The organism is Ruegeria sp. BF6, assembly GCF_056538665.1.
Genome location: NZ_JBQFTN010000001.1, coordinates 720544 through 733647, shown reverse-complemented (window position 1 = coordinate 733647; position 13104 = coordinate 720544). Strand labels below are relative to the sequence as shown.

Genomic DNA, 13104 nt, shown 5'->3' with positions numbered 1-13104 from the left:
CATTCATTTGAGTCACATACTAACGGCGGTCTATTCACGGTGAAAGACTAATTACCGGAGACCAACCATGTCACACCTCGTCACCGACCACGCTTTGATCAACAACACCCGCATCTCGCATGGAACCTATGGCGCGGGCGAACCCGTCGTGCTGATCCACGGTACGCCATCCTCGTCCTATATCTGGCGAAACGTGCTGTCTGAACTGGTTGCCGCTGGCTACAAGGTTCATGTCTACGACCTGTTGGGCTTTGGTTTGTCCGAACGCCCCTGGGATCCGTCAGTTGATACTTCGGTTACCGCACAAGTTCCGATCCTCGAGGGGCTGCTGGATCTGTGGGGGCTGGATGACCTGCACGTGATCTCGCACGATATCGGTGGCGCGGTTGCTCCTCGATTTGCCGTTCAGTCGCCTGACCGGATACGGTCGCTGACCATGATCGATGTCGTCAGCTTTGACAGCTGGCCCTCGAAACGGACCAAAGAGCAGATGCAAGCGGGCCTGCAACACCTGATCGATGCAGACGATACCCAGCACCGGGCGTATTTTCGCGAGTGGCTTTCCTCGGCCGTTGTAAACAAACAGCGCCTGGTCGATACGGCGTTAGAGACGTATCTGGACTTTATCAGCGGACCCATCGGGCAGGGTAGCCTGTTCCAGCATCAGGTTCGCCACTATGAACCCAAACACACCAACAGCATCGATTATGCAAAACTCGGCGCCTTGCCGGTTCAGCTGATCTGGGGGGTGAATGATGCGTGGCAGGTGGTCGACTGGGCGTACAAGCTACATGACGCCATTCCGGGCTCTGAACTGATTATTCTGGAAAATTGCGGACACTTTGCGATGGAAGACCAGCCAGAAAAGATATCGGCCCTGCTGGTCGACTTCCTTAAGCGAAAGGGGTGAGTCATGACCAAGATCGAAACCCCTCGCCGCAGTCTGACGACCGTGTTTGAAGTTACCGGGTCGGTTCTGGCGATGGCCTACGCACTGCTGATCGCGTCGAATACTGGGGCGGAACTGCTGGGCTTTGCACTGTTGCTTTTGTCCGCTGGCCTGTTTGCCGCTTGGGCCGTGATCGACCGGCGTTGGACCTTTCTGCTGCTTCAGGGGTTCTACGCGACCTCGGCCGTTATCGGGCTGATCCGCTGGGCGTAAACTTCGCATAGGGCTACCGTGCGTTTCCTGCTAGGACAGCCCTATGCGCATGGAAAAAAGAATCGAGATAGGCTTTCTACTTTTTGACGGCTTTCCCATGGCCTGCCTCACCTCGGTGATCGAACCGTTGCGGGCGGCCAACGAAATCGCCGGGCAAGAAGCGTTTTGCTGGTCGCTGATCTCGGAACACGGTCAAAAGGTTCTATCCAGCGCCGGCGTCGGCTTTGAGGCCGAACGATCGCTGGCGGAATACAAGGACATCGACATTCTGTTCCTGCTCAGCAGTCCGACCTCGGTTTTCGACAACTCGACGTCCGGAAATGGCATGTTGCGCAGCCTTGGCCGACACGGGACGGTTCTTGGTGGCATCAGCGCAGGCGTTTTCCCCTTGGTGCGATCCGGGGTCATGCAGGGTCATCCTGTATCAGTCCATTGGTGTTATGAAGCCGCGTTCGAGGCCGAATTCCCTGACATGGATGCTCGAAGCGAAGTGATTGTCAGGACCGCCAGCCGTTGCACCGTGTCCGGTGCCGCAGCGGGTTTTGATCTGGCGCTGCATCTGATTCAGGACCGGCTGGGCGGAGATGTCGCCCATGAGGTCGCCTGTTGGTTCCAACATCCGATGATGCGCGGGGCGGGGGTCCGGCAGCAGGTTCCCAGCGCAAATGCGCCTGGTACGGGTGACAGTTTGCCGCCGCTTGTGTCGCGCAGTGTTGCGCTTTTTGCTGCTCATATGAGTCAGCCGATTTCGATTGCAGACGTGGCGCGGCAGGCGGGTGTGACACCCCGTCAGATCGAGCGCGCCTTTAAGCAGGCGACGGGGCAAAGTCCAACCCACTATTACCGCGCCATGCGTATGAAAGCGGCCCGGCAGATGGTGGTTTATACCAAGGACCCGATCCCCGAGATCGCCGAGGCTGTTGGATACAGCTCGGTCTCGCCGCTGGTAACTCATTACCGCGCGGCATTCGGGCTGAGCCCCAGCGAGGACAGGCGCCGCATAAACCGGTTTCGGGTCGAGGACAACGCGCCACTTCCCTCGGTTTGACAGTAACTTTATAGCGCCGCGCGCATTGCTGTTACGATGGCGTGGTGCAGCGATCCGGCCGAGGATCGCGGACCGTATATGCTGACCATTTCGGGCGACCGGCACAGTACGAAGCAGCCCACATGATGGATCGAACAGCGCGCGGCGCTGCCCTCATCAAACTTGCGCAGGTCGAGTTGGCACAACAGTTCCAGCACCGTTGGAATGCCGTCGCCGCTCAGATCAAACCGTGTCCACGCGTCCGTCTGTTCCGTGACCGAAGCCGTATTCCCGACGGTCGCCTTAACCTGATCTGCAAGCTCTTCGTGGCTGTCAAACGGGGCCTCTATCATCCATTGGTCCGATCCGGCCCAAAACGCTTTGACCGTCGTTCCGGCCCAGCGGCCAATATCCGGCGTTGGCGCGTCAACCAGCTTGGCAAGCGCCTGGGCGGCGTTGGGTTCCTGTCCCATGCGCGCGGCGACCGACGCCAGCGCCACCTCGGGAACTTCGGTGCATGTGACACCCCCTACGGTGTCCACACGCGGCTCAGCTCCGCCCAGGGCGGTTATCGCAATAAGATCATGCACGCAGACGCTCTCCTTCAGGGTCAACGAAATGGGCCGAGACAATCTCGACCTCAACCGTCAGATTGGTCAGGGGAGAGACCAGACGCATTTTCTCGCCCAGCCGTTCCGAACCGTTTTTGACCAGACCCAGCCCAATATTGCTGTTCAGGATGGGCGAGTAGACAGCCGAGGTAACATAACCCTGATCATGCGCCGCATCGACCGGGCCATCGGCATTCATCAAGTGTCCGCCCGCAGTGACCTTATCCTCTGACTGTAATGGTTTGATCCCCACAAGCCGCAGGCCATCCGGTTCGACCAGAGCTTCACGTTCCGACAGGACCGAGCCGATGCTGTCCTTCTTTTTGGACACCATTTTACCTAAGCCAAGGTTCAATGCCGTGGTAGTGCCGTTCAGCTCGTTCCCGGCGGCGTGGCCTTTTTCAACCCGCATCACACCCAGCGCTTCGGTGCCATAGGGGATAACGTCGAACTCTTCGCCCTCGGCCATCAAACGTCGCATCAGCGCATCGCCATAACGTGAGGGCACCGCGATTTCATAGGCCAACTCGCCCGAGAACGAGATCCGGAACAGCCGCGCCCGAAGCCCGCCGCACACGGTGATGTTGCCGCAAGCCATGAAGGGGAAGGCCTCGTTCGAGATGTCAAACTCCGGGTCCACGATCTTTTGCAACAGCTTGCGCGCGTTGGGTCCGGCCACCGCGTATTGGGCCCAGGCTTCGGTGGTCGAGATCAGCTGGACGTCCATGTCCGGACACAGGCATTGGCGCACAAATTCCATGTGACGATAGACACTGACGGCGTTTGCGGTGGTCGTTGTAACAACGAAGTGATCCTCGGCCAGCCGCGCCGCGGTGCCGTCATCCATAACCATGCCATCTTCGCGCAGCATCAGGCCATAGCGGGCCTTGCCCACGGTCAGTTTGGCGAAACCGTTGGCGTAGATGCGGTTCAGGAACTCGGCTGCATCGGTGCCCTGCACGTCGATCTTGCCCAGCGTTGTGCAGTCGCACACCCCGACCGAGGCGCGGGTCTGGCGCACTTCGCGATCCACCGATTGCCGCCAGTGCGCCTCACCGGGCAGGGGGAACCACTGTGCGCGCAGCCAGTTGCCGGCCTCTACAAACACCGCACCGCGCTCCTTGGCCCAATAATGCGAGGGTGTCAGGCGGGTCGGATGGAATTCCTTTCCCTTCATCCGGCCCGCAAAGGTGCCAATCGGGACCGGTGTGTAAGGCGGGCGGAAGATAGTTGTCCCAACTTCGGGGATCGACTTTCCGGCCACTTCGGCCATGATCGCAAGCCCGGTGATATTCGAGGTCTTGCCCTGATCGGTGGCCATGCCCAGCGTGGTATAGCGTTTAAGGTGCTCGACTGAACGGAATCCCTCTTGGTAGCTCAGCTTCACATCCTTGACCGTCACGTCGTTCTGCTGATCCACCCAGGCGCGCTTGCATCCCTGGACGTACCAGAAGGGCGCCTGCGCGACCGGGGTGTCCTCGACCTCGGGTAGGGCGGGCAGGGCACCTGTCAGGTCGAGAGCTTTGGCTGCGCCTTCCGCGCCGGACAGCAAGGCGCCGTGGGTCGACATGATCCCGTTCGCCGCGCCTGCGACCGACATGCCGACAGGCAGTTCGGCGCTGGGGACAAAGGCGGCCAAGAGTTCGTTCCAGACCGGGCGCCCACGTTGATGGCAGGTCAAGTGAACATTCGGGTTCCATCCCCCGGACACGCCCAGCGCGCCGCAATCCAGCATGCGGGTCGATCCGTCCGGCATCGCAACGTCGACGAAGCTCAGTCCGAGGCGACCCCTGGTGTTGACGACTTTTGCGCCTTTAAGGACTTCGTAATCATAGCTGGAGGGTGCATCCTCGCGCACGTCCACCACAGCAGCAACCTTGACGCCCTTGGCGTGCAAATCCGATGCGGTGCGGTGGCCGTCATCATTGTTAGTGAAAATCGCAACGCGCTGCGACGCCGTAACCGCGAAACGGTTGGCATAGGTCCGCAAGGCGCTGGCCATCATGATACCGGGGCGGTCGTTGTTTTCGAACGCAATCGGACGCTCGGTCGCCCCGGCACAAAGCAGCGCCTTTTGCGTATAGATGCGCCACAGAATCTGACGGGGTTTGCCTGCGGGCAGGGTGGACAGGTGATCCCCGGTCCGTTCCACTGCGCCATAAATGCCGTGATCAAACGCGCCGATCACGGTGGTGCGCGGCATCAGCCGGACGTTGGGCAAAGACGATAGCTCTGCAACCGCTTGAGCCGCCCAATCCGAAGCGCTGTGATCTCCCAGCGCAAAGGTTTCGCTGTTCAGACGGCCACCAAGGGCGAAATCCTCATCTGCCAGAATGACGTCAGCTCCGGCACGCCCAGCGGTCAGAGCAGCCATCAAGCCGGCAGGTCCGGCACCGATGATCAGCAGATCGCAATGACGGAACCCTTTGTCATATTCGTCCGGGTCGTCCTCTTGCGACAATGATCCCAAGCCGGCGGCACGACGGATCATCGGCTCGTACAGCTTTTCCCAGAATGCGGCGGGCCACATAAAAGTTTTGTAGTAGAATCCAGCAGACAGAAAATTCGAGAACATATCGTTCACGGCCAGCGCGTCGAATTTCAGGCTGGGCCAACGGTTCTGCGACTTCGCCTCAAGCCCGTCGAACATCTCAATCGTTGTGGCACGGGTGTTGGGTTCCTTCCGCGCACCGGTGCGCAGTTCGACCATGCCGTTGGGTTCCTCGGACCCGGCGGTCAGCAACCCGCGCGGGCGGTGATATTTGAATGAGCGTCCGATCAAGCGCATGTCGTTCGCCAGAAGGGCCGAGGCCAGAGTATCGCCGGGATGCGCGGTATAGCTGCGCCCGTCGAACCGGAAGGAGAGAGAGGTGTTGCGGTCGATCTGGCCGCCATTAAGCCGGTTTTTTTGGGTCATTTGGATCGCCCCCGTGCGCGGGCCACGTCACGGGCCAGTTCCACCTTTGAGATCTCATGTGTCAGCGTATTGCGCGTGACGACCAGCCAGGATCGGTCTCCGGCCTCGTGATACCACAACTCTTGGTGCTCACCAGCCGGGTTGTCGCGCAAATAGCCGTATTCATAAAACGCCTCAGCTGCATTCTCGGCCTGCCAGTCGGGGCGGTCGATCAGCGAGGCATCACCCAGATAGGTGAACTCCGATGCATCGCGTGGGCCCAGAAGGGGATGGTTGATAATCATTGAATGGTCCCCCTCAATGCAGGTTGGGCTGGTTGCCCACGCCTTTTTCGTCGATCATTCGGCCCGTCTGGAACCGGTCGAGGCGATAAGCGGTGGCGACCGGGTGAGGCTCGTCTTTGGCCAGAAGATGCGCGAAACAATGGCCCGAGGCCGGGGTCGCCTTGAACCCGCCGTAGCACCATCCACCGTTGAAAAAGAGCCCTTCGACCGGGGTGCGGTCTATAACTGGCGAGCCGTCCATAGACATGTCCATCACACCACCCCACATCCGCAACAGACGGGCGCGACCGATCATTGGCATCAGGGCCATGCCGCCTTCACAAACATCCTCGACCACGGGCAGGTTGCCGCGTTGGGCGTAGGTATTATAGCCGTCAAGATCGCCGCCAAAAACCAGCCCGCCCTTGTCGGACTGACTGACATAGAAATGCCCAGCTCCAAAGGTGATGACGCTGGGCAGGATCGGTTTCAGGCCCTCGGAAACAAAGGCCTGCAGGACGTGGCTTTCGATGGGCAGGCGCATCCCGGCCATTCCCATCACGCGGCTGGAACTGCCGGCAACCGCGCAACCCACTTTGTTCGCGCCGATGAAGCCCTTGGTGGTCTCGACCCCCAGACATTTTCCGTTCTCGATCCGCAGACCGGTGACCTCGCAATTTTGGATGATGTCGACGCCGTGCAGGTCAGCCGACCGCGCAAAACCCCAGGCCACCGCATCGTGGCGGGCAGTACCTGCGCGACGCTGAACCAGGCCGCCCTTGATCGGAAAGCGGGCATCGTCGAAATTCAGGTAGGGATGCTCCTTTCGCACCTGGTCGGCATCCAGCAACTCGGCATCTGCCCCATTCAGGATCATCGCGTTGCCGCGCCTTGTATAGGCATCGCGCTGTCCGTCGGTGTGGAACAGGTTGAGGATCCCGCGCTGGCTCATCATTGCGTTGTAGTTCAGGTCCTGTTCGAGACCTTCCCACAGCTTCATCGAGAACTCGTAGAACGGTTCATTCCCGTCCAGCATATAGTTCGAACGCACAATCGTCGTGTTTCGCCCCACATTGCCGCCGCCGATCCAACCTTTTTCGACAACAGCCACGTTACGATGACCATAGACCTTGGACAGGTAGTGCGCCGTCGCCAGCCCATGACCACCGCCACCTATGACGATGATGTCGTAATGCGCCTTGGGTTCGGGCTCGCGCCAGACCGGTTTCCACCCTTTGTGGCCGGTAAGCGCCTCTTTAATAACTCGAAAGCCGGAATATCGCATGAATCGGACCTTTTTCGTCAGAATTCACTATTCTGCGGCGCTTGGATATCCTCAGATGCGACATTAACGTGGTTGAATCAGACTTGGTTGCGTGTCTCTTGCCGCTGAATTTTGGTAAACCACTGCGCAAAGGCATCAACCTCGGGCGAGCGGCGCTGAACCGCCAGAAAGTACCCTTCACTGGCCGGGGCGGAGGCTTCGGATGCAAGTACCACCTGACCGGATTGCAGAGCGTGGTCGGCGATCAGGGCGTTGACCAGAGCAACACCATTGCCGGTCGTGGCCAGTTGCAACGCAAGCCCATAGGAATCGACATTTAACACAGGGGCACCAACTTGCAGGCCGGTCGCTTCGGCCCAAGACCCCCAATTGTCCGAAGTGCCGACAGTTCCGATAAGTGGCAAGTCTTGAAAGCCGCCCAAAAGCTTCGGTGCTTTCACCGCAATCAGGTGGTTGGGCCACAATGCCGTTGCATCCCGGCCAACCTGCTTTTCCGAGCCGAACCGGATCTCGACATCCGCGCGCGATGCGGCAAATTCATCAGGCCAGATCGTACTGACGAACCGCACAGAGGTATCGGGGTTCTGTTGCTGAAATCGCGGAAGGGCTGGGGATATCACCCATTCTAGCACACTGACCGAGGCCGCAACGGTAATATGCCGCGCCCGTTCCTCGGCCAGATAAGGCGAGGCGGCGGAATGCAACATCTCAAGCGCGGCTTCGACCTGTGGCAACAGCTTGCGACCTTCGTCGGTCAGGGACAACCCACGCGCGTGGCGGTGGAAAAGCACCACCCCCAGCCGCGTTTCCAGCGATCTGATCTGCTGGCTGACGGCGGATTGCGTAAGCCCGATCTCCTCGGCGGCGGCGGTCGAACTCAGGCGTCGGGCCGCGGCTTCGAACGATCTGAACCATGTCAGAGGGGGCAGGGATTTCGACATTGGTAACCTACATATTAGAGTCACTAATACCTAAGACCAAAGTTCTTTCGTTTGTCAAAGCGGCCCTCGGGCGTGGATAGTTTGCCAACGACAGAAAAGGGGGCGCTCGTGAAGCCAAGTATTCGGAAAATCGTGACCTATGACGAAGAGGTTCTGGTCGAAGGGTTTCGCAAGGCCGAGCGCCCGTGGCGCATGTTCGCAGTGGCCGCCGTTGTGTCGAACCCCTGGGCGGGCCGCTATGTCGAAGATTTGCGGCCCGAGATTTTGAGCTTTGCCCCGATCCTGGGCGAAGAGCTGACCCGCCGGATGATTACCTTGGCAGGAAGCGGTGATGCCATCGAAGCCTATGGCAAGGCCGCAGTTGTGGGGCTGGATGGTGAGGTCGAGCACGCCTCGGGCCTGATCCACACGCTGCATTTTGGCAATCACTTCCGGCAGGCGGTGGCGGCAAAATCCTACCTGTCCTTCACCAATACAAGGGGTCCGGCAAATGCACCGATCATGGTGCCGTTGATGGACAAGAATGACGCCGGTCGCCGGTCTCACTACCTGACTCTGCAATTCGCCATTCCAGACGCCCCGCGCGCGGATGAGGTCGTGATAGTGCTGGGTGGCGCGACCTCGGGGCGCCCTCACCATCGGATCGGGGATCGCTATCAGGATTTGAAGGATCTGGGTCATGACGTGGACAACCCGGCTTCGGTCTGAGTTCAACGGTCTGGCCGCGATAGAAGTGGGCACGGGGCCGCTGGTGGTTCTGCTGCACGGCGTCGGTTTGCGGGCCGAGGCATGGGGCGGACAGATCGGACCGCTGGTCTCTGCCGGGTATCGCGTGCTGTGTCCGGATATGCCCGGGCATGGCGAAACCCCGTTCGCGGCGGTCAGTGGGTTGGACAGCTATACCGCGCCGGTTGCTGCGTTGATACAGGAACCTGCCGTAATAATCGGGCATTCGATGGGAGCACTGATTGCGACCCAGATTGCAGCCTCGGGCAATCCGAATCTCAAAGGTATTGCCGCCCTGAACGCTATTTTTCAGCGATCGGAAACAGCTCGGCAGGCCGTCCTGTCGCGGGCGCATTCCCTGGATGAGCAACAACCAAATGATCCAACGGCAACTTTGCAACGGTGGTTTGGCAAGGACGCATCGGCTGAGCGCGACGCCTGCGCGCGCTGGCTGCAAGAGGTTGATCCGCGCGGTTACAAAGCGGCGTACACGGTGTTCGCTGAAAGTGATGGGCCGACCAAGGCGCAATTGGCTACACTTGCTTGCCCGGCCTTGTTTCTGACCGGCGCGGATGAACCGAATTCGACCCCTCGGATGTCGCGCGACATGTCCGGGTTGGCGCCCAAGGGACGGGCAGAGATCATCCCGAACGCCGCGCATATGATCCCGATGACCCATGCGGATGCGGTCAACGATATCCTGTTGCGCTTTCTGCAGGAGTGCTTGCCATGACGATGCTTGATCCTCGCGCCCTGCGCGATGCCTTTGGCAGCTTCATGACCGGTGTGACGGTGGTGACAACACGCGACACAGCCGGCACCCCGGTCGGCTTCACGGCGAATTCCTTTTCCTCCGTGTCTCTCGATCCGCCGTTGTTACTGGTCTGTCCGGGGAAGTTCCTGTCCAGCTACGAGGTCTTTACAGGCTGTCGATATTTTGCCGTCAACATTCTTGCCGAGGGTCAGCAGGACGTCTCGAACACCTTTGCTGGGTACAAGGGAGATCGGTTCGCCAAAGTTGCCCACCGCAGCGGTGCGCACGACCTGCCTCTGATCGACGGGGCGCTGGCGCAGTTCTGCTGTGAAACGCACCAAGCCATCCCCGCAGGAGATCATACCATTCTGATGGGTCAAGTGTGCGAGTTCTCGCACGCTGCCGGTGACGGCCTTGGCTATGTAAGCGGTTCCTATTTCAGCCTTGGGCTGGAGCGTGAGATCGACTCGAAAGTGCCGACGCTTTGCGGCGCAATCATAACGGCAGATGACAAGGTTCTGTTGGAGCATCATGACGGGCGTTTCCGCCCCGTTCAGGTCGAAGGGGCCGAACCCGGTGGCCAGCGGAACAGGCTGGCGCAAGGGTTAGCCGAACGGGGCATTCAGGCTCGGATCGATCAGGTCTATTCCGCCTTCAATGATGTGGACACCAAGCTGCACTACACGTTCTTTCTGGCATCGGCCGATCCGGCCGCGCTATCCGAAAACACCCGCTGGATTGCGGTCAAAGACCTTCCCAACCTGACCTATGCCACCCCCGGCATTCACCACATGATGACCCGCTTCGCGCGTGAAGCCCAGACCGGCGATTTCGCCTTGTATCTTGGCGACGCCGAACGGGGTGACATTCACAGTTTTCGCTAAAGGAGCCGGATGATGGAGTTTTCCCTGTTTGCCCATATGGAGCGTCTGACGCCCGACCAGCCTCATGATGTGCTCTACGACGAATTCGTGGGTTTGGCGAAGATGGCCGATGAAGGGGGTATGCGTGCGATCTGGACCGGTGAACATCACGGAATGGAGTTTACCATTGCGCCCAACCCGTTCCTGCCTCTGGTCGATCTTGCGCATCATACCAAAAATGTGCGGCTGGGTACCGGCACAGTGATCGCGCCGTTCTGGCACCCGATCAAACTGGCCGGGGAGGCTGCGGCAGCGGACCAGATCACCAAAGGTCGCATTGAGTTGGGGGTGGCACGCGGGGCGTATTCGTTTGAATACGAGCGGCTGGCGCCGGGCATGGACGCATGGGAGGCCGGGCAAAAAATGCGCGAGTCCACGCCTCTGTTGCCGAAGATCTGGCAAGGGGATTGCGCGCATGAAGGCGAGTATTATTCGTTTCCTGCGACGACGTCGGCCCCTAAACCGCTGCAGGCCGGTGGCCCACCGATCTGGATCGCGGCGCGTGACCCCAACAGTCACGAGTTCGGCGTTCACAACGGCTTTAACATTCAGGTCACCCCGTTGTGGCAGGGGATGGAAGAGATCGAAACGTTGATAGGCCGTTTCAATGATGCCTGCGACAGCTATTCCGGGCCGCGCCCCAAGATCATGCTTTTGCATCATACCTATGTCGGCAACGATGATGCAGATGTTGCGCAGGGCGTCGAGGATTTACGGCGCTACTATAACTATTTCGGCGCGTGGTTCCTGAATAAGCGACCCATTCAGCAAGGACTGATCGAACCGATCTCGCCCGAGGAAATGGACGCAAATCCGATGTACACTACCGAGAAACTGGGCCGAGACCTGACTGTCGGGACTGCGCAGCAGGTGATTGACCGGATCAAACGTTACGAGGATCTGGGCTATGATGAGTTTTCGTTCTGGGTTGACAGTGGCATGACCAACGACCGCAAACGCGCCTCTCTGGCGCGGTTCATCGACGATGTCATGCCAGCCTTTCAGTGAGGATCACTATGGGAAACCTTCCGCATTTTCAGCTGTTCATTGATGGCGAATGGACCGAGGGGTCAGATGCTCAGGTCATGACATCCGAAAACCCGGCGACCGGACAGGGGTGGGCAACATTTGCCTGCGCCTCGGCCGCCGACGTAAATCGCGCTGTCGCTGCTGCCAGACGGGTTCTGGATGATCCGGCGTGGCGCGACATGACTCAAACCGCGCGGGGAAAGCTGCTCTATCGTCTGGCCGATCTGGTGGCGGAAAACGCTGCACGATTGGGAGAGTTGGAGACCACCGACAGCGGCAAGCTGCTGGCAGAAACCTCGGCGCAGACGGGCTATGTGTCTGACTACTACAGATATTTTGCCGGGCTGGCGGACAAGGTGGAGGGTACAGTTCTGCCCATCGACAAGCCCGACATGCACGTCTTCACCACGCGCGAACCGATCGGCGTTGTTGCGGCCATCGTTCCGTGGAATGCACAGATGTTCCTGACGGCCACCAAGCTGGGCCCGGCCTTGGCGGCGGGGTGTTCGGTGGTTCTGAAAGCCTCGGAAATCGCGCCAGCGCCGATGTTGGAGTTTGCCCGGTTGGTCGAACAGGCCGGGTTCCCACCCGGTGTCGTCTCGGTCATCACCGGCGACGCCGAGAATTGCGCGATTCCACTGACCCGCCATCCAGGTATCGACCGGATCGCCTTTACCGGTGGGCCAGAGACCGCACGGCATGTGGTGCGCAACTCGGCTGAAAACTTTGCGGTCACTTCGCTGGAACTGGGTGGCAAGTCGCCGATTCTTGTGTTTGATGACGCCGATCTGGATGGCGCGGCGAACGGGTTGATTGCCGGAAACTTTGGTGCGTCCGGTCAAAGCTGCGTGGCGGGAACGCGCGGGTTGGTGCATCGATCCATTCTGGAGCCGTTGATTGAACGGATCGAACAGAAAGCCAGCGCCATTCGGCTGGGCGATCCGCTGCAACCCGATACGCATGTCGGTCCGCTCTGTACCGCTGCACAGGTGCGCAAGATCGAGGCCACATTGGCCACAGTGCAGGGTCAGGGCGCGGTGATCCGCTTTGGTGGTGCGCCTGCGGATCGTCCGGGGAATTACATGACACCAACACTGGTTCAATGCGCTTCACCCGAGAACGAAACGCTTAAGGTTGAGATGTTCGGGCCGGTCATGTCTTTGCTGCCGTTCGACACTGAGGAAGAGGCCATCGCGTTGGCAAACAGTACACCTTACGGGTTGGGTTCTGGCGTCTTCACGCAGAATCTGGCGAGGGCGCATCGGGTGTCGAAACGGATCAGGGCGGGGATTTGCTGGGTGAATACCTACCGCGCGATCTCTCCGATTGCGCCTTTTGGTGGGTTCAATCAGTCGGGTTATGGACGAGAGGCCGGGGTCGAGGCGATCCTCGACTATACCCGGACCAAAACCACCTGGATCAGCACCGCGCAAGAGCCGATGGCGAACCCGTTTATAATGCGCTAA

At 59.6% G+C, this 13104-nt stretch carries 13 protein-coding genes; 8 read left to right on the top strand and 5 right to left on the bottom strand.

Annotated features, from left to right (window positions below; all coding sequences use genetic code 11):
* Positions 1–67 precede the first annotated feature (67 nt).
* Genes ACR0IM_RS03720 through ACR0IM_RS03710 form a run of 3 tightly spaced genes read left to right on the top strand, consistent with a single transcriptional unit; the run spans position 68 to position 2210 of the window.
* Entirely contained in the window at positions 68–910 is an 843-nt protein-coding gene (locus ACR0IM_RS03720) for an alpha/beta fold hydrolase (RefSeq protein WP_480640546.1), read from the top strand.
* Between the two features lie 3 nt (positions 911–913).
* Positions 914–1162: a hypothetical protein gene (locus tag ACR0IM_RS03715; protein WP_480640545.1), complete on the top strand. Its 249-nt coding sequence runs from the start codon at positions 914–916 to the stop codon at positions 1160–1162.
* 49 nt (positions 1163–1211) lie between these two features.
* Positions 1212–2210 carry a GlxA family transcriptional regulator gene (locus tag ACR0IM_RS03710; protein WP_480590588.1) on the top strand — a complete coding sequence of 333 codons (999 nt, stop codon included), beginning with the start codon at positions 1212–1214 and terminating at the stop codon, positions 2208–2210.
* An 8-nt stretch (positions 2211–2218) separates the two neighbouring features.
* On the opposite strand, the gene ACR0IM_RS03705 is transcribed toward ACR0IM_RS03710, so the two are convergent.
* The 5 genes from ACR0IM_RS03705 to ACR0IM_RS03685 form a co-directional block, all read right to left on the bottom strand.
* The gene (locus tag ACR0IM_RS03705) at positions 2219–2779 is read right to left on the bottom strand and encodes a sarcosine oxidase subunit gamma (protein ID WP_480680862.1); all 561 of its coding nucleotides are present in this window, start codon (positions 2777–2779) and stop codon (positions 2219–2221) included.
* Positions 2772–5717, bottom strand: coding sequence for a sarcosine oxidase subunit alpha family protein (locus tag ACR0IM_RS03700; RefSeq protein ID WP_480680861.1), 2946 nt, complete (start codon positions 5715–5717; stop codon positions 2772–2774). Before ACR0IM_RS03700 ends, ACR0IM_RS03705 begins: the two co-directional genes overlap by 8 nt.
* Positions 5714–6001, bottom strand: coding sequence for a sarcosine oxidase subunit delta (locus ACR0IM_RS03695; RefSeq protein WP_420584153.1), 288 nt, complete (start codon positions 5999–6001; stop codon positions 5714–5716). The genes ACR0IM_RS03700 and ACR0IM_RS03695 overlap by 4 nt, the downstream gene beginning before the upstream one ends.
* A 13-nt stretch (positions 6002–6014) precedes the next feature.
* Positions 6015–7265, bottom strand: coding sequence for a sarcosine oxidase subunit beta family protein (locus ACR0IM_RS03690; RefSeq protein ID WP_480680860.1), 1251 nt, complete (start codon positions 7263–7265; stop codon positions 6015–6017).
* 77 nt (positions 7266–7342) lie between these two features.
* Positions 7343–8206, bottom strand: coding sequence for a LysR family transcriptional regulator (locus ACR0IM_RS03685; protein ID WP_480680859.1), 864 nt, complete (start codon positions 8204–8206; stop codon positions 7343–7345).
* Between the two features lie 108 nt (positions 8207–8314).
* Between ACR0IM_RS03685 and ACR0IM_RS03680 the strand changes: the two genes are divergently transcribed.
* From ACR0IM_RS03680 to ACR0IM_RS03660, 5 genes are read left to right on the top strand one after another with little or no spacing between them, the layout of a single operon-like run.
* Entirely contained in the window at positions 8315–8914 is a 600-nt protein-coding gene (locus ACR0IM_RS03680) for an amino acid synthesis family protein (RefSeq protein WP_480590606.1), read from the top strand.
* Positions 8886–9665, top strand: coding sequence for an alpha/beta fold hydrolase (locus tag ACR0IM_RS03675; RefSeq protein ID WP_480680858.1), 780 nt, complete (start codon positions 8886–8888; stop codon positions 9663–9665). Before ACR0IM_RS03680 ends, ACR0IM_RS03675 begins: the two co-directional genes overlap by 29 nt.
* The gene (locus tag ACR0IM_RS03670) at positions 9662–10570 is read left to right on the top strand and encodes a flavin reductase family protein (RefSeq protein WP_480680857.1); all 909 of its coding nucleotides are present in this window, start codon (positions 9662–9664) and stop codon (positions 10568–10570) included. Before ACR0IM_RS03675 ends, ACR0IM_RS03670 begins: the two co-directional genes overlap by 4 nt.
* 12 nt (positions 10571–10582) lie before the next feature.
* Positions 10583–11617, top strand: coding sequence for an LLM class flavin-dependent oxidoreductase (locus ACR0IM_RS03665; RefSeq protein ID WP_480590615.1), 1035 nt, complete (start codon positions 10583–10585; stop codon positions 11615–11617).
* A gap of 8 nt (positions 11618–11625) precedes the next feature.
* Positions 11626–13104, top strand: a complete 1479-nt coding sequence (locus tag ACR0IM_RS03660) for an aldehyde dehydrogenase (protein WP_480590618.1) — start codon at positions 11626–11628, stop codon at positions 13102–13104.